At 40.6% G+C, this 21,830-nt stretch carries 9 protein-coding genes; 3 read left to right on the forward strand and 6 right to left on the reverse strand.

The annotated features are described in order from the left end of the window. Positions 1 to 6 precede the first annotated feature (6 nt). On the reverse strand, positions 7 to 1,134 hold the full coding sequence (locus ACOMHB_RS19375; protein ID WP_448217850.1) for a BUD32 family EKC/KEOPS complex subunit: 1,128 nt from the start codon (positions 1,132 to 1,134) through the stop codon (positions 7 to 9). Positions 1,135 to 1,413: 279 nt separating this feature from the next. On the opposite strand from ACOMHB_RS19375, the gene ACOMHB_RS19380 reads away from it, so the two are divergent. Beyond that, a complete protein-coding gene (locus ACOMHB_RS19380) occupies positions 1,414 to 1,944 on the forward strand; it encodes a hypothetical protein (RefSeq protein ID WP_448217851.1) in 531 nt (176 codons plus the stop codon). Positions 1,945 to 2,066: 122 nt separating this feature from the next. On the opposite strand, the gene ACOMHB_RS19385 is transcribed toward ACOMHB_RS19380, so the two are convergent. The 5 genes from ACOMHB_RS19385 to ACOMHB_RS19405 form a co-directional block, all read right to left on the reverse strand. Continuing rightward, positions 2,067 to 3,230, reverse strand: a complete 1,164-nt coding sequence (locus tag ACOMHB_RS19385) for a hypothetical protein (protein WP_448217852.1) — start codon at positions 3,228 to 3,230, stop codon at positions 2,067 to 2,069. Positions 3,231 to 3,367: 137 nt separating this feature from the next. Next, positions 3,368 to 3,712: a hypothetical protein gene (locus ACOMHB_RS19390; protein ID WP_448217853.1), complete on the reverse strand. Its 345-nt coding sequence runs from the start codon at positions 3,710 to 3,712 to the stop codon at positions 3,368 to 3,370. A gap of 197 nt (positions 3,713 to 3,909) precedes the next feature. Continuing rightward, positions 3,910 to 5,838: a DNA topoisomerase III gene (locus ACOMHB_RS19395; protein ID WP_448217854.1), complete on the reverse strand. Its 1,929-nt coding sequence runs from the start codon at positions 5,836 to 5,838 to the stop codon at positions 3,910 to 3,912. 130 nt (positions 5,839 to 5,968) lie between these two features. Next, on the reverse strand, positions 5,969 to 7,825 hold the full coding sequence (locus tag ACOMHB_RS19400) for a hypothetical protein (RefSeq protein ID WP_448217855.1): 1,857 nt from the start codon (positions 7,823 to 7,825) through the stop codon (positions 5,969 to 5,971). A gap of 823 nt (positions 7,826 to 8,648) precedes the next feature. After that, the gene (locus ACOMHB_RS19405) at positions 8,649 to 10,457 is read right to left on the reverse strand and encodes a hypothetical protein (RefSeq protein ID WP_448217856.1); all 1,809 of its coding nucleotides are present in this window, start codon (positions 10,455 to 10,457) and stop codon (positions 8,649 to 8,651) included. 485 nt (positions 10,458 to 10,942) lie between these two features. Here ACOMHB_RS19405 and ACOMHB_RS19410 point away from each other — a divergent pair, with 485 nt between their 5' ends. Further along, positions 10,943 to 15,880 carry an OTU domain-containing protein gene (locus ACOMHB_RS19410; protein ID WP_448217857.1) on the forward strand — a complete coding sequence of 1,646 codons (4,938 nt, stop codon included), beginning with the start codon at positions 10,943 to 10,945 and terminating at the stop codon, positions 15,878 to 15,880. Between the two features lie 362 nt (positions 15,881 to 16,242). Then, positions 16,243 to 21,315 (forward strand): OTU domain-containing protein, encoded by a 5,073-nt coding sequence (locus ACOMHB_RS19415; RefSeq protein WP_448217858.1) that lies wholly within the window; start codon positions 16,243 to 16,245, stop codon positions 21,313 to 21,315. Positions 21,316 to 21,830: the final 515 nt, after the last annotated feature.

Raw genomic sequence — 21,830 nt, forward strand, 5'->3', positions numbered from 1 at the left:
CAAGATTTAAAGTGACTCTATTTCCTGCTTGAGATTCTCCTGAGCTTCTTCTGGCCACTGACCTACATAGGCACTGATAAAGCTATCCTTTGATATTCTGTGTTTGTCCATATTCTTGAACAGCATAATAAGGTCATTATGTACTTTAGACGGTTCCAAAACTGAAACAGAAAGCCCGATGGTATCAATCAGAGAGAAGCCCGACTCTTCATCATAAAAAACATTCTGGAAATTCAGGTCATGATGAACTGCTCTGGAGAGGGTATAAATTCCATCCAAATCCGAATCTCTGTGACGCAGGTGAAATTTCGCCAGAATTTGCCCAAACTCCGAGAACAAGGCACCAAGGTCAACCTTACTTGAAGGTTTACGGGACGCATCCAGCCAATCATGGAGTGAGCGCCCTTTCACGGCTTTGAACAGGGAGTGCATACGCCCCGCGACCCATCCGCTCCACTCATCAAAACCAAAAGCCACGGGCTCTTCTTCTGGCACAAAGTAGCATTCTGCCACTTTCAACATGGGGGTAATCATAAAGCCAGTGTCCGCATAGCCCTTCAAAATAAACGGCTGACCGTTGATCTCGATCCTGTCCAACGAAAACACCGAAGGAGAACGAGCCAGAAGAGCTATGAACTCAGCTTCATCCATGGTGTCAGTCACCCACTGTAACCCTCTGTGATGCACAGGATTTTGTTGCCATTGGCTGGCGTTGTTCCCCGGCCAGCGCCAGTTGAAATAGTCTTCCAGATCAGCTTGCCAATCATCGCAGGACATTGTTGCAGGTTGCATGGCTTGCGTTTTTCTTAATAGTTTCAAAGCTTCTGTGCAGTTTTTACTGGCAATCAGAGACTGACAAAATTCACGGTCCAGTTTTGGCTTCCAGAGTTCAAAGGGCTGGATAGTACAGGATTCATCTTCCCCGGATTCTGGCGAGTGTGGTGTCTCGGGCGATGCAAAATAGTTAGCTGCAGACGCAAACAGGACGGCCAAAGAGAACCGATGCCCTCCAGAGCGACGGCATGGCTCTGTATGATAACTTTCTGAAGAAAATGAAGGTGCCGTCTGCATTAAGAACAGTGAAGTCAGCAGAATAGAAAGTAACTGCCCACAGGCAAAGCGGTTTGACGGCATAAAGTACTCCTGAATCAGATCCTGATCATTCTATGACCGTGATAACTCCAGAGAGTTCAACGGCCATCGAACATCATTCAACGATTCAGATTCATGCTGCCAGCCTGAGTAAGATTATTTGGTGAATCCTGATCGGCAAAGAAGAGGCTCACTGATCCACGTTGACGCTTTGGTTTCTTAATAACATTGCTGTTATCAGGTCTAACTGATAAGGAACTAATTTTTTTAATACGCGTCAAAAATATTAATTATTTATAAAAAATCATGTGGGGTATACGAATGATAGGTGCTTGCAAAGAAAAAACTTTGAGCTTTTCTAACTCTACTGATCACATGTCAGAAAATACTGGTGCAAAAAAAACTGTTTATTTATGTAAAGAGTTCAATGAAGAAGGAAAACTTTTAGCCAGAAATAATAAAATACCACTTCTGAAAAGAAAATGTTCGCTGGTAAAAAAAATAGCTGGCAATTGCATATCTATTTTTGATAGATCCGTTTCCAGAGTCTGCGGGTCTATTGAACTGGCATTCAGTGAATGTAAAGATATGATTCATTTTAAATATATTATTAGACCTGTATATAAATGCTTGTCTTCAAGAGTAGGACGCCCGATTGCCACAATCGCAACATTTTTTTTAGCCGATTGCCTATTTCATAAGCCCCCCGCATATTTAATGCAATATATGAACAAAGGACAAATAAAACCTGATTATACTGACCTTTATTCAAACATGTGCTGGACAGCTCTTGGTTGCATGGTGGCATACTCTAAATATAAAAATCACCGACCCAATTCAGATACAAATTAGTAATTTTTACTTTTGAAAGCTTTTGAAAGCATGAAAGATCGAAGTATCGATTTCATGATCTACCAGATAATTCAGCGTGTATTCAAAAGACCCCGACTGCCGCTTTGGCTTCGATAACAGGCTCAGGGCCAACGTTTCGGGCTATATCCCGACTTCAGCATCAATTGAAGTAATGCCAAGTCCTCCTTGATAACTGCCTGAGTCTCTTCTGGCCACTGACTTGCGTAAGCCCTGATAAAGCCTCTCTTTGATATCCTGCTTCTGTTCATATCTTCAAAGAGCTGACTCAGATCATGGATCATTTCGGAGGGTTCCAGCACTGAAATAGAAAGCCCAATGGTATCAATCAGCGAGAAACCCGTCTTTTCATCATAAAAAACATTCTTGAAATCCAGGTCATGGTGAACCGCTCTGGATAGAGTATAAATCCCATTGAAATTTGAAGTTCTGTGACGCAGGTGAAACTTCGCCAGAACTTGCCCAAACTCCGAGAACAAGGCATCAAGATCAACCTGGCTTGAGGGTTTGCGAGACTCAGCAACCCAGACCCCAAGAGAACGCCCCTTCACGGCTTTGAACAGGGAATGAATACGCCCCCCGATTAGCCCACTCCACTCATCGAAACCAAAAGCCACCGGCTCTTCTTCGGGTACAAAATAACATTCAGCCACTTTCAACATAGGGACAATAATAAAGCCACTGTTGATATAGCCTTTCAGGATAAACTGCTGACTGTTGATCTGTATCGTATTCAACGAATAGATCGAGGCAGAGCGAGCCAGAATACCTATAAAGTCAGCTTCTTCGATGATGTCAAGCACTTGCTTAAAAGCCCCTACAGGTATTTGCTGCCATTGGCTGGCGTTGTTTCCTGGCCAACGCCAGTTGAAATAGTCTGCCAGCTCAGCTTGCCAGTTATGGCAAGCCACTGTCGCAGGCTGCATAGCTCCCGTTTGCCTTAATAGTTCCAACGCTTCTGTGCGGTCTTTCAGGGAAACCAGGGACTGACAGAATTCTCTGTCCAGCCTGGGCTTCCAGAGTTCGAAGGGATGAATACTGCAGGATTCATCCTCATCGGATAAAGTAACGTTCGGTGTCTCAGACCATGCGTAATAAGTAACTGCAGAGACAAACAGGGCTGCTAAAGGAAACCTATAGCCTCGAAAGCCACTGCATTCGCTTGTCTGACAACTTTCTGAAGAAAACGACAGAGACGACTGCACAGACAGAAGAAGGATTAGCAGAGCAGAAAGAACCTGCCCATGGGTAAAGCGGGTTGGCAGCATGAGGTGTTCCTGAATCAGTTACTGGTAATTCTTAGACCCTGATTACCCCAGAAAGTTTAACTACCGCGATCGAACATGATTCAGATTCATGCTGCCAGCCTGAATGTGGTTAGCTTTAAGCCCGGATCAGCAGGTATTCAGCCGGACTCTGGCGCTCTCGTTTCGGCATCTCCTGGCAGACTGCCACCGGTTTTTGGCTGGTCGAGGGTGCAATTCCAACCCCAACCTTCCTGTTTTTTCACAAATTCTGAGGCTTGACCTTCGCAATAGCCTTCAGTGTAAGTGGCGTTCCAGAGTGTCTTTTCATCACTGCCTTTGGTGTAGCGGACCTGACAGGGCAGGCTGGATTCACGCTGAAGATAGATGACGCTTATCTTTCGTTCCTGATTGCTGCGGTCACAGGTGTATGAGTAATTATCCGATGCGGATGCCAGTCCGGTCATACCCAACCCAACCAGAATGGCCAGAAAAGCTCTGTACATGGGGGATCATCCTGTTCGAATCATATCAACCATCCCAGAAACGTTGGCTGAGTCAGCCCAACGAATCTGCCCGTGTAGGATCAAAAGAACCACTGGGGCACTCTAACACAGCCTTTGCCAGAAACTGAAAATTCTTGGACAAACATCTTACCAGGCAGAAACGGAACGCTGAATTCGTTCACATTCAGGGATCTTTGTCAGGAGGCTCGAGGAGAGTTTTTTCTACGCCGGGTTTTCTTCTTGAAGCGGTTTGGCGATACCGGAGGCAACCCCTGTACATTAATGGTTCCACACTGCCCGGCCTCCCGCAACAACTGAACCAGATGCTGTTCCAGCTCACTCATAAAAGTCTGATAAGAGCCTTTTTTCTCTACAATCTGATTCAGTGAGGCTTCCCAGCGGGCGGTCATGTCAGGACGACTGACAGGCTCGGGCAGAGCTTTTATCAATGCTTTCCCGGTCTCTGTAGCATGAATGTTTTTACCCTGACGGGTAAGATATTTCCTATTGAACAATAATTCTATAATGCCTGCCCGGGTGGCTTCGGTACCCAGACCGTCGGTCTCCTTGAGCACCTTCCTGATCCCGGTATCTTTAACATAGCGGGCAATACCGGTCATGGCCGACAGCAGAGTGGCGTCGGTGAAAGGTCTGGGTGGCTGAGTTTGCTTTTCTGCCAAATCCGCATCCTTGCAGAGCAGTGCCTGCCCCCTGTGCAATTCCGGCAACCTCTGACCGTCCTCTTTATCCTCAGAGACGGACGGCTTGCGGGGAAAAATGGCTTTCCAGCCTTCTTCCTGCACCTCCCTGCTGCTGGCCGTGAATTGCCCGCCTTCCAGGGTGACACTGACTTTACGAGCTAAAAACCGGTGATCCGGATAAAACTGTGCCACATACTGTCTGGCGATGAGGCCATATAAGTTGCGCTCCCGGTCACCCATTTTGTAGAGATCAGTTCTTCGGGTGGTCGGGATAATACCGTGGTGTGCGCTTACTTTGCTGTCATTCCAGGCTTTGCTTTTGCGGTCGGGTAATGCACCGTCCACAGCACTGGCCAGTTTTTCATCATTGCTTCGTATCGCGCCAAGCACTTCCGGTGCCTCCCTGAAATGCTCCACAGGCAGATAACGACAATCCGATCGGGGATAAGTCACCAGTTTCTGCTCATAAAGCTTTTGACAGACATCCAACACTTCCTTGGCACTCATCCTTAACTGTTTGGCAGCATCAATCTGAAGAGCGGAAAGTGAATAGGGTAACGGTGGCGATTCCTTGCCAAGTTTCTTCTCCAGCTTAGTGACTGTCCCCTCCTTGCCCTGAATCCTGCTGACAACATTTTCCGCCAGTCGACGATCAAGTACACGGCCCTCGTCATCCATCCAGGGCTGGCAGGCTTCACTGGGTTGCCATTTTGCCTTGAAACACTCACCCTGGTCAGTCACCAGCAGGGCAAAGACTTCGAAATAAGGTTTGGGTTGGAAATCGGCAATATCTTCGTCTCTTCGAACCACCAGGCCCAAAACCGGAGTCTGTACCCGACCGACAGAAAGCAAACCGCCATAACCTGCCTTTTTGCCAAGAACGGTATAGGCACGGGTTAAATTGATACCATAGAGCCAGTCGGCACGGGAGCGTGTCAGAGCGGAAACAGAGAGAGGTACAAAATCAGAATTGCTCTGCATTCGATCGAAGGCTTTCTTAACTGCCGGACCGTTCAAGTCATTCACTAAAAGACGACGGACACTTTTTCTGCGGGTTGGTGAAAGTTTGAGATAATCCAACACTTCATCGACCAGCAACTGCCCTTCCCTGTCCGGGTCTCCGGCATGAACGATGACATCAGCCGTTTTCAACAGCTTACGAATCACAGATAACTGGGAGCGAGTGTTTTTTCGTGGTTGCAGTTGCCACTGCCGGGGAACAATAGGCAAATGTTCAAAACGCCATTGCTTGAAGGCAGGGTCATACTGTTCAGGCTCAACCTGCTCCAGCAGGTGGCCTATACACCAGGTGACGACATCACCGGATGCGGTCTCTATGTAGCCATCCTGTCGTTTATGGGGGCGGGGCAAAACATCGGCTATGGCTCTGCCCAGACTGGGTTTTTCAGCAATGATTAAACGCATCAGGTCAACAAAAGTTACATCAGATCAATGGTACAGCTGCCTATAATAAGTTTCTTTCTGGCCGTATCATAGCCCTGAATAAGCACACAGCCCAAGGCTTCAGCCTTTTTCAAGTATCTGGCCAGTTGGTTCAATATACGTTCAGCAATGATAGCAGGTACTCCCTGAGCCTTGAGTCATTAATTAACTTGAAGAATTCGTCAAGCTGTTCTTTATCATAACCGGTATTCTGATCGAATATGTGCTGAATCAGTACCTTGGTTGCCAAAATATCACGAATATCCTTGCTTTCTGTGTTTTTGATTTCATCAAATAATTCATTGTTCTCACCCTGTACCAACTTTCTCTTAACTTGTGTATCGAGACGCCAAACTTCTGCATTGGGGCAGTGGACCAGCCATACAACATCCAGCAGATCAGGCATGGCGTTTTTTGCCTTAATGATTTGCTTGTTTGTCTGACGACGAAGCGGTGAGTCCTGGTTAAATTGATTCAGTGCTGCTGCCTTTATTTCTGGCTGATAGTCATTCACGAAAAATGACTCAAGACCTGTGCCTTGCCAGAATGATTGAAGATGTTCGTTCACCTGAGTTTGAAAATGACGCCATTGGTAAAAAGGAATCTTATTCATTGTGATGGCTTTGGTCAGGTTGATATCTCCTGTAACCAGGGTTAATGGTTGAGAGAAGTAAGCCAGAGCATTGTAAGCATTGTCGTTATCAATAAAACCAGAATCGATAAACGTTATTTTTCTATATTCAGAGACAGTAGGGTCACAATCGCTATACGTTATTTTTTTATATTCAGAGGTTGTGCGCTGACAATAGCTATTTGATGCACTGTTTGATTTGTAATGAACATTGCCAAAACCCAGTTCACTGAGCATTTCTTTAAAGGATTCTGTTGATAACATTGACCATTTAAGGTCGGTAACAATTTTTATGTCACCCGGATCTATTCTTCTGATAATCTCCAAATACTCTTTCAAGAAGGCTTCATCGTCGTAATAAGCGGTATAATACGACACGTTCTGAATAGCTTCTGCCTGAGCATCCAAATCACTATGACCCGTAAGAGCAAGTCCCAGCCATGGCCTATCTTGCAGTAATTGCTTTAAATCTTCATACAGTGAAGTTGACGTTTTGTCATCTGAAATTTCGTAATTATCAACTTTCTCGATCAGTTCTGAGTTAAAGGGTAACCCAAGGTGCAGTTCACCCAGACCAAACCTTGGCGTAGCAATAGAGAACTTATGTTGTTCTGTTTTAATTGAGCACTCTGTAAGATTTTGACACAAATCATAACCTTCAAACCGAAAGTCCGAGATGTAGTTCATGGTTTGACGATTCAAAGGCATAGATTCAAGGCTACTGACTCCAGATCTTTGGTGAAAATTTTCTACCAGCCATAAACTGACAATAAAGCTCTCAGCCAAACTCTTGCCTCCGGCACCAATATTAGAATACTGACCAATTCCCAACCAGTTGGATGTACTGGGGATTCTCATTCCTGCCCAGGTTGACAGGGAGAGGGTAAAACTTCCGAACTCCATCTGCATCGAACTGGTGTCGTATTCCTGCCTTTTATCCTTAAAAATCCAATTAATTTTCAGATCAGAAGCTTCAGAAAAAACACGGTAGAGCTTTTTTTTCTGAGATTGAGTGCTCTGTACAGTCAATTCAACAGGAATATTGTTAAAAGCTTTATCACGACGAAGCTCTTTGTTGACTTCCAGTAAACAGGCAAAGTCATCCAGACCATCTTCGGCTATTGTTGCCAAAATCAGTTTTGGCTCATTGGGATAATAAACATAGGGCCTTGCATTCAGTGCCAGCAACCATTTGACTAAGGACGATTTGAGGTTGATCTCCCTGTCATCCATATCGACTTGTGTAGCGCAGACCGATGATGGCAAAAAATTAAGGAAAAGAGCCAGTAACAAAATCATCATTAATGTAAAAGTTTTGTAGACGTTTTTTAGCTGCATAATGTATCAGACCTCCTATGAAACAAGCGTACCTGATACCGACAATTTTTGCGGGTTACGATTATTTGCATCAGATAATTGAGAAATCAACGCCTGTATTGAGGCAGGCTGTTATAAGTACCTAACCATAGAATCTCTCTGCTGAAAGCTAAAACCTGACATCTTTCCTGATCGATTCGATGTAGCAATCACAATCAGAGTGTATGATAGTTCCGTTAACAGGATAGAAATAGTAGTTCATTTTTTATGAAGTGCATCAATATCACAGGAAGATTTTTTAAATGACATCAACCCGATTGAAAGCCATGTGATGTATTTCCTGAATTTCCTCAGATATAAAAGATGAACAAATGACAAAAAACTTTAGTTCCAATCATAGGTAAGCAAATGTTTTTGAAACAAGCTACTCTTCACTCGCTAAAGATTTTAGTAAAGAGTACCCAGCCAGTGACGTTCAATAGACAAAATTTCAAGAAATTAAAAGTACTCAGCCATACGGAATCGAATATTTCTGGCTTATTGGGCAGGTGCTCTGCAAGGCGCAACGACGGGAACATGGGGGCGGGGCAAAACATCGGCTATGGCTCTGCCCAGACTGGGTTTTTCAGCAATGATTAAACGCATCAGGTCAACAAAAGTTACATCAGATCAATGGTACAGCTGCCTATAATAAGTTTCTTTCTGGCCGTGTCATAGCCCTGAATAACCAGACAGGCCAAGGCTTTGACCTTTTCCTAAGTATCTGGCCAGTTGGGTAAGTTTCTTTCTGGTCCTGTGTTAGCCCCGAATAACCAGACAGGCAGGGTCTCCGGGGTTTCTAGTGCTAATGTTTGTTTAGCAATGGTATCAGGTATTCTCTGAGCCTTGGATTCTGAATTAACATGAATAATTCGTCAAGCTGGTATTGATTAAAGCCCGTACTCTGATCACGACTGTGCTGAATCAGCACTTTGGTAGCCAAAATATCCCGTATATCCATACTCTCCGTCTGTTTGATCTCATGGAACAATTCATCGTTCTGCCCATTCTCCAATCTCTCTCTGACCTGTGTATCAAGATTCCAGAGTGCATGACTGGGACGATGGACCAACCATATAACATCAAGTAGACCGGGTATGGCGTTGTGCGCACTAATAATTCGCCTGTTTATCTCACGACGAAGCGGTGAATCAAGGTTAAATTGGTTAAGTGCTGCTGCTTTTATTTCCGGCTGATAATCATTCACAAAAAATGACTCAAGGCCTGTGCCTTTCCAGAGTGATCGGAGATGCTTATTCACATCAGTTTGAAAGTAGTGCCATTCGTAAAAAGGAATCTTATTCATTGTGATGGCCTTGATCAGGCTCATATCTCCTGTAACCAGAGTGAGTGGCTGAGAGAAGTAAGCAAGAGCATTGTAAGCACGCTCGTTATCGATAAAACCAGGATTGATAAAAGTAATTTTTCTATATTCAGAGCCAATGCGATGAAAATAGATGCCAGACCCACCTCTTGATTTGTAATGTATAGTGCTAAAGCCCATTTCATACAACATTTCCCTAAAGGCTGGCGTGCTTAATATTGTCGATTTAGTGGGGGTAACAATTTTTATTTCACCCGGCTCTATTCTTCTGATAATGTCCAGATACTCTTTCAAGAAGGCTTCATCTTGATAATAAGCAGTATAATACGACACGTTCTGGATAGTTTCTGCCTGAGCATTCAAATCACGATGCCCCGTAAGAGCATACCCCAGCCATGGCTTATCTTGCAGCAATTGCTTTAAATCTTGATGCAGCGAAGTTGATGCTTTGTCCACTGACATTTCGTAATCATCAATTTTTTCGATCAACTCAGAGTTAAAAGGCAACCCAAGGTGCAGTTCACCCAAGCCAAATTTTGGCGATGCAATACAGGATTTATCCTGAGCTGAATCAAGGGAATATTTCAAGTAGGGATGATTAACATTATGATTATAATGTTCTGGGTCTGAGAGGAACCTTCTATTTCGACGACTCAATGTCAGATTAGCAAAATTATTAACACCAGAACTCTGATAATAATTTTCTGTTAACAATAAATCGTCAGTAATACTAACGTCCAAGCCTTTATCCATAGCCTCAATATTAGAAAAGTGACCAATTCCCAACCAATTGGATGTTTTGGGGACTCTCATTTCTGACCAGGTAGACAGAAAAAGGGAAAAGCTTGCAAACTCCATCTGCATCAATCCAGTCAAGTATTCCTGCCGTTCATCTTTATAAATCCAATTAATTTTCAAATCAGAAGCTTCAGAAAAAGCACGATAGATCTCCTTTTTTTGAGATTCAGTGCTTTGCACTATCAGTTCAACAGGAATGTTGCTAAAAGCTTTATCATTACCAAGCTCTCTGGTTACTTCCAGTACATAGGCAAAGTCATCTGTACCTTCTTCGGCTATTGTTGCCAAAATCAACCTTGGGTCATAGGGAATAAAGCTGTATGGCCTTTTGTTCAACGCAAGAAACCATTTGATTAAAGAAGATCCGGGGTTGATCTCCCTGTCACCCATTTCGACTTCTGTAGCGCAGATAAATGATGCCATAAAACTAAGCATTACTGCTATTAAACACATTGTTGCTGTAGAATTTTTGTGGAAGCTTTTTAGCTTCATAATGTATTAGACCTCCTGTGATACAAGCGATAAGCGCAACTCATATCAACAATTTTTTAATGGGATATAACTGTTAGCTTGAAATAAAACAGATATAGTAGTTCATTTTCACTGAGACACATCAGTATGACAGGACATGTTTTTGTTGAATAACAATAGCCTGATCTGAAACCATGTCATATATTTCCCGAAAAAACCCTGAAACTGTATGGACTGAATGAAGAACACTCAACGTTATACGGAAAAATTATGATTCATCATAGAACCCAATTCGAAAAAATCAGCCTGGACGGAGTAGTTTCCTCCGATATAAAAGAGGATCAAATAAGAATAAACTTTAGTTCCAATCATAGTAAGGCAGATACTTTTAAAACAAGCTACTTTTAAAACAAGCTACCCTTCACTCGCTATAGATTTTAGTGAAGATTACCCAGCCAGTGACGTTCAATAGACAAAATTTCGAGAAATTACAAGGATTACTTAGTATGGCTTTTACCGCATTAACCAGATTTAATAAGAAAAGTATTAAGACTATCCTATTGTCAATAAACCTGATAACAGGGAGTGCTCTGGCAATAACCGATGATCAAAAAAGCTTACTAAAACAACTCACTCTTCAAGAGTATGAAGAACTTGATCAAGAACTCAAAGAAAAAAATTTGTATGTGCAGGCTAAATTTTACATTGATAAAGCGATGGCAGGTGTTAATAGAAGAAAAAGAAATGTTTTTTTTAGAAGAAAAAATAGGGAAATAGCTAAGAAAATGGGGGTTAAGGCTAGTCATAATACAATCAAGTTTGGTATGCCTTATACCCTACTAAGGACGTTTAATCTTGTTCAGGCAATGATTCACTATGGTAAAGTAGAACCTATTAAGCAAATACCAATAGCCGATACTGATCAAGTAATGCCTCATAAAACTAATAAAGCAGCCAGTGTCGTTGAAGACTATGTAGACAAATTATTGGAAAGAGCTAAACAAACGCCCACAACGGATACTAGTATGGTAAACCTCTTCTATGAAGACCGAAGTCATCAAAAAGAAGGAACAAGTATTATTAAGACAGAAAAAAATAAAGACTTTAATTTTCAATCAATATACCCAAACAACAATCTATATCATCTAATTCGCTTAGCAAATGATCCAGACTTCCATCCAGATCATCAACTGCACCTGCTACGTAATGGTGAATTTGTTTTGACCCATGTCAATATAATTCGGCAGGGAAATTTAGAAGATGGAGATAAAATAATCTACCTGGATAAATTCAGACCATGTAAACCTGAACCAACATCACCCACGAGAAACTCCGCATCCAGAGCCAGAGAGATTTATATTGCTGTTGATAGACTTCAAGCCTTTCTTGATAAGAGGTATCCAAACAAATTCATATTCATCATCAATGAACAAAATTTTTTTCAGATTTTATTGGATTTTGTAGCACCCTATGGTTGGTGGAAAGATGCATTTTTTAGAATAGAGTTTAATTTTGATAATATTGGCAACGAAGGACCACAAGTTTATGTTAAATATGCACCAAGGGTAGCCAATCTTTATGGTGAACGCCTTTGCCTGATGCAGATTTATAAAAATTCTGAAAGATTCAATCCCGGCTATAGCAAATGGTGGTGGTCAAATTGTTGCAGACGTGTGCGCTATGGATCGGACATTTTTACTGTAGAAGAGCTTATTTTAAACGTTATAAATCATATTACAGCTGACTTCGAGATAAGATCAGAAGGTATTCTTTCTCGCAATAAGCATAGCGAGCTCCCCCAGGATTTAATTATAAAAGAAAAAATCAAAGTCAACGATCAAGCAAAAGAGGTCAACAAGTCTGTTTATGTAGAAACAGATCACAATAAGATAAAACAAAGTGTACATAAAACATTAAAAGATGGAGAAGATCCAGTTTTTGATTACTTGTTTTTTGATGACGAGTCCGATGCAGAATTCGATAATACAGAATCAATAAGAACAGATATTTTTATTCCTGTTGAAATGTATGCTGAAGCTAAAATTGTAGAATCTGATTACACCTCAATTAGAGATTTTGATGACCTGATATATGAAGCCAGAAAGAAGTCGGGATTTAAAATACCAAAAGACATTAAACCTGTTGTTTATTATAACAATGAAAAGCTGGATGAGAATAATTACAAAAGAGCTTTGGATCGTATAAGGAATGAGAATATAAAATATATAAAAAAAGAAAGAATAATAAAAAAGAACAAAAAAAAGCATAACGCCCTGACGATGATAGTTAAAGTCCCTGAATATGAAAGTCGAGCTTTTGAAAAAGCTACAGCTAGTTCACTCACCCATTATATTCCAGAAAACCCGTATCAGAAGCCGCTCGATTGTCACAAGCCAGCTTGCATATTTGAGGTAGGCAAACCCATAAAATGGGAGATACATTTAGTTGAAAATAAGAAATTGGCAAAAGCTAATAATATGCTTTATCAATACAAACTTATTTTACCTTTAGAAACACAAAAGACAACAGAACGCTACAGAGGAGGAGCTCAGTATGGAAGTTGCGCCAATGTCTGGATACCCACTATTAGAGATAACATGTCAGATGTTGAAAAGAAATTCGCTTTGATGTCAATGTATGATTTATCAAGAAATAAATTTAAAATTCCAAACAATCTCAAAAAAAACTCTGTTTCAAACCTTGGTAACAATATTATTACCAAATCATTATTGACGCCACAGAACGATTTCTGGTTGCCAACTCAGGCCAATTTGGAATTTTTGCTGCAAAGAGTTCAAATGTCTCTCCTTCTCAGTAATGAGGACTACTCAATTGCTGAGGAAAATAATGTTTTTTTTGAAGGTCTCATTAGTGGAAATATTGATGAGAGTGTTATCAAGGATTTGGGATTTTTTATTGGCTACCTGGCTCCAAGTCTGAGATATGTATCAAGAATGAATAATCCTGACAAGGTAGAAATTATTTATCGTATTGTTTTAAACTATCTCATTGAATTTTGTGTCAGGACTCTGACCTCTAACGAATTTGACGCAAGTTCTGAAATAGTCAAAAAACTTATAGAAAAACCGGAGCAATTTAGCCTGAAGAGCTTGGAAGACATCCACAATTACAACAAAAAAGATATTTCTGTAGCTTTTAACGTATTACAAATTGTTGATTTCCTTTTCGGAAAAACCCTCTTTAATCCTTTTTATAAAGAGGCTTCCGATTTTTATTTTTATGATAATGAGCTAGAAAGTCTTCAGCTTAATATCAAGAATATTCATAAAATTATTGATGGTGGAAAAAATCTTATTCCACTATTTTTCAGTCAACTGTTGCCAGCCGCAAGGTATTTCTCAGGTGGTCTTGATTTCGAAAGCAACAATTTTTTAAATAAATTCACTTTAAGTATTTTGGAAAAATTTTCAAGTCGAACAACAAATAAAGATATAAAAGCTTCACTGCAACTTTTCCTGAAAAAAACAGGACCAAAGCCGGATATTTTCAGTAAAGAAAAAACGGAGGAATTAATCACTTTATTCAGGAGAAATACTCCGAATCTCTTGGTTAATGCTCTGAATGAACAAGGTAGTTTCGAACAAACCTGTTACCATTGTGGTGAACTTTATCAAACTGAAAAACCTATAAGAGGAAAAGGGAGTCGTAAAAACAAAAACACGGGTAAGTCAAAAGAAACCCTCGTCAGACCTTTTCACAGAGCCTGCATGGAAAAAGACAGACGCATCAGGCAGCAAGCAGGGCAGTTATTTAAAGAGATGGAAAAGAGCTATCCCAAAAAACAGCTATATGGTCCTGATTATCACTATAACCCTGTCCCCGACGGTTTTGAGCTGATAAGAATCAATGGCGATGGTAACTCTATGTACTCGTCCATTGCAGAGATATTCAACAGGCATGCATGGTCAGAACAAGCGGCTCAATGGAACCAGCAAACAGTAAGAGAGATCATGGATTATAATCTTCGTGAGATTTTTTCCACGATACAGGCTCATCCCGACAAACACAATCTGATGCAGGAGCTTGAGCTACTCTTGGGGATCGATGCTGGCATTATTCCAGCGATCCTCGATAACAATTTTATTACTGATTCAGCCTCTTTCGCCCACCCAGAATCAGACAGATTGCAACAATTTGGCGCTGCCCGGCTGATTGCCCTGCTAGTACCGACACAGGGTGTCTGGTTCCCGGTGATTACACAAGGTCAGGCTGGGCCTTATCATGAGATTTATGACCTGAGGCGCTGGGTCAATTTTGCTCCTGACCTTTTGGCTATGCTATTACAAAACGAAAACTATACCTTTCCTGATCTCTCTGAAAGTCAAAGGGCAACACTTTTACAGTTGTTGTTAAACCAGAATTTCGATCAAGCCAAGCTCTTCGTCTCCCATATTCTGAAAGCCTCCTATCAGTCTTCAGCTTATCTTATCCACTACCCTGGTTCAGTAGCTCTCATAGAACACTTTGATGCAGCAGTAAGCATTGAAAATTCCCGGAATATCGAGGTTGGAGAGACTTTTGAAGCTCTTTCCATCGATGAAAATAATAGAAGAATGAGGTCTGATACTGTTTCTTCGGTTTCAGCCAATAAGACTGACAGTGAGACATCAGAAAATCACGACCCCTTATTGTTAATGATTCAAACCAGTTTTGAAATGATAAGTATTAATGGTGATGGTAACTGTATGTACTCGTCTATCGCAGAGATATTCAACCGGAATGAGCAGTCAGGACAAGCAGGCATATGGGACCAGCAAACAATAAGGCAGATTATGGATTACAACCTGCGTCAGATTTTTTCCACGATTCAGGACCATCCTGACAAGGAAAAACTGATGCAAGAGCTTGAACTACTGTTGGGGATCGACGCAGAGGTTATTCCAGCCATTCTCGATAATAAGATCATTACTGAATCAGCTTCTTACGCTCAATCGGACTTAGCCAGATTACAACAATTTGGCGATGCCCAGCTGATTGCATTGCTAGTGCCGACTCATGGTGTCTGGTTCCCCGTGATTACACTAGGTCACCAAAGCTCTCATCACGAGATTTATGACCTGAAGCGCTGGGTAAGCTTTACTCCTAATCTTTTGGCTATTCTGTTACAAGACAAAAATTATGATTTTCCTGATCTCTCTGACAGTGAAAAGACGATACTTTTACGGTTGTTGTTAAGCCAAAATTTTGATCAAGCCATACTCTTCGTCTCCCAAATTCTCACAGACTCCCATCAGTCTTCAGCTTATCTTATCCACACTCCCAGTTCAGAAGCTCTCCTGGAACACTTTGATGCGGCAGTAAGCATTGAAACGCCCCCAAATGTGGAGTTTAATTCGTCACCAACTGTAGAGGACCATAACCCCCTATCGTTAATGATTCAAGCCAGGCTTGCAGTCCACACCACACCAACCAATACTCTATAGGTTAACAACCTCCCTGCCCGCTCAAGAGGTTGTCACCAAAAGCCGGTAATCGGGATTACGAATAACTTAACGGCTTTCCTATATGGCTGCATACCGCTTCAGCACCCCTTCCAGACGAGCCTAAACTACACGACAAATTCAACTGTTTCTTTCATAGAATTGACAAAGATAGCTGCAATGAGGCGGCTGGTAAGCGTCGTGTAATCCATAGGCTCTTATTCACTTGAACATGAGTTCCAGTAATGGCAAAGCAGATGTTTTTAAAACAAGCTACTATTTACTCGCTACAGGTTTCAGTAAGGAATACTCAGCCTGTGACGTTCGATAGATAAAATTTCAAGATATTGTAAGGCTTACTAAGTATGGTTTTTACAGTGTTGACCAAATTGAATAAAAAAAGTGTTCCTCTTATCGTTTTATCGATAAATCTGATTTCAGCGAGTGCGCTTGCAATAAACGAAGATCAAAAAAGCATACTAAAACAACTTACCCTTCAAGAGTATGAAGAACTTGATCGAGAACTTAGAGAAAAAAAATTGTATGTGCAATCTGAATATTACATAAATCAAGTGATGACTTCTATTGACAGAAGTAAAATAAATCTTTTTTTTAAAAGAAAAAACAGGAAAATCGCTAAGGCAATGGGGGTGAAGGCTAGTGATAATACCGCCAAGTTTGGTATACCTTACACCCTGCTAAGAACGTTTAATCTTGTTCAGGCAATGATTCATTATGGTAAAGTAGACTCTATCAACCAAACACCAATAACAAATATAGATAAAGCAAAACTTGATAAAAGTAATAAGGCAGTTAATGCTGTTGAAAAATATGTAGACAGATTAATATCAAAAAGAACTGAGCAAACGCCCATAACAGATATGAATTCGGTAAATCTGTTTTTTGAAGACCGAAATCTTAATCATAAAATAACGCGTAATATTAAGGGATCAAAAAACAAAGACTTTGATTATGATTCAATATGTCCAAAAGACCATCCAGATTATAAAAAACACCTGCTACACTTGCGAGACGAATTTACAGACAAGAGACTACACCTAGTTCGCAAAGGAGAATTTATTTTGACCCATGTCAATATAATTCGGCAGGGAAATTTACAAGATGGAGATAAGATAATCTACCCATACCGCTTTAAAAGATTCAAACCTGGCGCAATATCACCCAAAAGAAATTCGGCATCCAGAGCCAGAGAAATTTATATCGCTATTGATAGGCTTCAAAACTTTCTTGATAAGAGGTATCCAAAGAAGTTTAGATTCAGTATCAGTGAAAAAAATATGTTTAAGGTATCACTGGATTTTGTAGCACCCTATGGTTGGTGGAAAGATGCATTTTTTAGAATAGAGTTTTATTTTGACAATATTGGCAACGAAGGACCAGACATTTATGTTCAATATGCACCAAGAGTATCCAATCTTTATGGACATGTTCTCTGTCTGATGCAAACTTATAAAAATTCTCAAAGAACCAGTGACGGCCCTCCCAAAATGTATGGTGGCATGGACCAGTGGTGGTGGCATCATTGTTCCGGACATGTGCGCTATGGATCGGAAAATTTTTCTGTACAAGAGCAGATTTTAAATGTTATCAACTTTCTGACAGCTGACTTCGATATAAGATCAGAAGGTATTCTTTCACATAATACTGATGGAGAGAAAACTCAGGATGTGATTACAAAAGAAATAATCAAAGTTAATACTCTGGCAAAAGATATTGAAACGTCTGTTTATGTTGAAACAGATCCTAATAAGATAAAAAAAAATGTACGTAAAAGAATAAAGCCAGACAAAGATCCAAGCTTTGATTATTTAATTATGGATGATGAGTTCGATAATGCAGAGAAAACAGAATCAATAAGGCCTGATATATTTATTCCTGTCGAAATGCATGGTGAAGCTCAGCTTGTAGAACTTCACTCTACCTCGATTAGAAATTTTAATGATCTGATATATAAGACCAGAAAGTGTTCGGGATTTAAAATACCAAAAAATGTTGAACCCACTGTTTATTATAAGAATAAAGAATTGAACGAGCATAATTTTCAAAACGTTTTATATGACATTAGGAGCAAGAATACAAAAAAGAAGAAAAAAGAAGGAAAGATAAGAAATAATATCCTGACACTGATTGTTAAAGTCCCTGGTTATGAAAGGCTAGCGTTTGAAAATGCTATAGCCAGTTCGGTTAACTATTATGTTCCAGATAATCTTCGTCGACTGACGTACAACGACAGACATAACGAAAGCGTGGAAGTCGAAGACATAGCCAAGAAAGGAAAACCCATAAAATGGGAAATACATTTAGCTGAAAAAAAGAAATTAGCAAAAGCTAATACTATGCTTAACCACTACAAACTTATTTTACCTTTAGAAAAGCAAAAGACAACAGAACGCTACAGGGGGGGAGCTCAGTATGGAAGTTTAGCCAATGTCTGGATACCTACTATTAGTGATGACATGTCAGATGTTGAAAGAAAATTTGCTTTGATGTCAATGTACGACTTATCGAGAAATAAATTTAAAATTCCAAATAATCTTAAAAAAGACTACGTTTCAAATCTAGGGAATAACATTATTACCAAAGCACTACTAACACCACATAACGATGTGTGGTTGCCAAATCAGCCCCGTCTAGAATTATTACTGCAAAGAGTTCAGATGGCTCTCCTTATAAGTCACGAAAATTATTCAATGGCTAAGGAAAAAAATGTTTTTTTTGAAAGTCTCATCAGTGGAAATATTGATGAGAATGTTATCAAGGATTTAGACTTTTTTATTGGAGAACTGGCGCCAAGCTTGAGATACCTATCCAGAATCAATTATCCAGATAAGAGAGAAGTCGTTTATCGTATTGTTTTAAACTATCTCATTGAACTATGTGTCAGGACTCTGACCGCTAACGAATTTGACGCAAGTTCTGAAATAGTTAGAAAACTTATAGAAAATCCGGATCAATTTAGCATCGAAGACATCCACGCTTCCAACAAAAAAGGTTTTTCTGTAGCTTTTAATGCATTACAAATCGTTGATTTCCTTTTTGCAAAAACTATCTTTGATCCTTTTTATAAAGAAGCTTCTGATATTACTTTTTATGAGAATGAATTAGAGAGCCTACAGTTTAGTATCAGGGGTATGCGTAAAATTATTGATGCTGAGAAAAATCGCATTCAACTATTTTTCAGTCATATATTGCCAGCAGCAAAGTATTCCTCCGGTGATCTTGATTTTGAAAGCAATGATTTTTTAAATAAATTTACCTTAAGTATTTTGGAAAAGTTCTTAAGTCGAACAACAAATGAAGATATAAAAGCTTCACTGCAAGCTTTTCTAAACAAAAAAGAACAAAAGCCAGATATTTTCAGTAAAGAAAAAACCGAGGAACTAATCTCTTTATTCAGGAGAAATACTCCAGAGCTTCTGATTAATGTTCCGAATGGACAAGGCGGTTTCAGGCAAACCTGTTACCATTGCGGTGAAGTTTATGAAACTGAAAACGCCATTAGAGGTAAAGGTCGCAGTACAAACCGAAAGACCAAAAAAGCAAAAGAGACGCTGGTAAGACCTTTTCATAAAGCCTGCATGATTGAAGACAAACGCATCAGGGAACAAGCAGGGCAATTATATAAAAAGATGGAAAAGGGATACCCCAAAACACAGATTTATGAACCCTACTATTCTCATCATAATCCCGTCCCCGAAGGTTTTAAGCTGATAAGGATTAATGATGATGGTAACTGTATGTACTCGTCCATTGCAGAGATATTCGACAGGAATGGACCGTCAGAACAAGCAGGCAAATGGAATCAGCATAGGGTAAGGCAGATTATGGATTATAACCTTCGTCAGATTTTTAACATTATTCAAGGTCATCACGACAAAAACAAACTGCTGCAGGAGCTTGAGCTACTATTGGGGATCGATGCAGATGTTATTCTAACTCTACTCGATAACAATGTTATTACTGATTCAGCTTCATTTGCTCATTCGGATTCAGGCAGATTGCAACCATTTGACAATGTCCAGCTTATTCCCTTGCTAGTGCCGACACAGAGTATCTGGTTTCCGGTGATTACACAAGGTCACGATGGGCCTTATCACGAGATTTATGATTTGAAGCGCTGGGTCAATTTTGCTCCTAACCTTTTGGCTATGCTGTTACAAAACAAAAATTATACCTTTCCTGATCTCTCTGAAAGTCAAAGGGCAACACTTTTACAGTTCTTGTTAAAGCAGAATTTCGATCAAGCCATGTTCTTCGTCTCCCAAATTCTGATAGCCTTCCATAAGGCTTCAGCTTATCTTATTCATTACCCAGGTTCAGTGGGTCTCATGGAACACTTTGATGCAGCATTAAGCATTGATACTCTCCAGAATATAGAGGTTGATGAGGCTTTTGCGGCTCTTTCCATCGATGAAAATAATAAAAGAATGAGGTCAGATTCTGTTTCTTCGGGATCATCCACTGAGACTGACAGTGAGACTTTAGAAAATTACGACCCCCTATTATTAATGATTCAAACCAGTTTTGAGCTGATAAAAATTAATGGTGATGGTAACTGTATGTACTCGTCCATTGCAGAGATATTCAACCGGAATGACCGGCCAGGGTATGCAAGTGCATGGGACCAGCAAACAATAAGGCAGATTATGGATTACAGCCTGCGTCAGATTTTTTCCACGATTCAGGACCATCCTGACAAGGAAAAACTGATGCAAGAGCTTGAGCTACTATTGGGGATCGACGCCGACGTTATTCCAGCCGTTCTCGATAACAATGTCATTACTGAATCAGCCTCTTTCGCGCAATCGGCCTTAGCCAGATTGCAACAATTTGGCGATACCCAGTTAATTGCATTGCTGGTGCCTACGCAGGGTGTCTGGTTCCCGGTGATTACACAGGGTCAGCATGGGTCTCATCACGATATTTATGACCTGAGGCGCTGGGTAAGTTTTGCCCCTAATCTTGTGGCTATTCTGTTACAAGACGAATATTATGAATTTCCTGATCTCTCTGAAAGTCAAAGGGCAATGCTTTTACAATTGTTATTAAGCCAAAATTTTGATGAAGCCAGGCTCTTTGTCTCCCAAATTCTGACAGACTCCCATCAGTCTTCAGCTTATCTTATCCACTCCCCCAGTTCAGAAGCTCTTCAGGAACACTTTGATGCGGCAGTAAGGATTGAAACGCCTCTGAACATGGAGGTTAATTCTTCAAAAAACAATCTGAATGTTGAGTCTTTTGAAGATCTTTCCCAAGATGGAATTAACAAAAGAATGAGACCTGATCCCGCTTCTTCAGTTTCAACCAATGAAACAGACAGTGAGACACTACAAGACCACAGCCCTTTATCGTTAATGATTCAAACCAGAGCTGAAGCACTTCTTACCTTGCCAGGCACACCGGCCAATTTCATGTAAGTTATCAACCTCCCCGTACACTGAACAGTGTGTCAATAAAAGCCGGTTATCGGGACTATGAGGTAACTTTACCGGCTTCCCAGTGTCTCGCTACATGGTGTATCAGACACACTAAGTACCTGGCCAGTTGGTTTCGCATATTCTGGCGAGTGGATTTTTTCATCCTTCAAGGCGCAACACAGGCGCGTAGCCATAGCTACGCAACCAGAGTTGGAACGCAGAAGGATGGAAAAAGCCGCCGTCCAGAATATGCGAAACCAACTGGTTAGGTACTTATGTGATGTGAGCCTGACCTGAACGAAAAATCCCACTGTTTGCTTCAGAGAATGAACAAAGATACCACATTGAAGCGGCTGGTTATCGTCTTGTAATCCATTTGGCCCTATTCACCTAAACATCAGTTCCATTAATAGGAAAGCAGATGATTTTAAAACAAGCTACTATTCACTCGATACAGTTTTTAATGAGGAGTACTCAGCCAGTGTCGCTCAATAGACCAAATTCCAGAGAATTAT

The organism is Endozoicomonas sp. 2B-B (genome assembly GCF_053470045.1).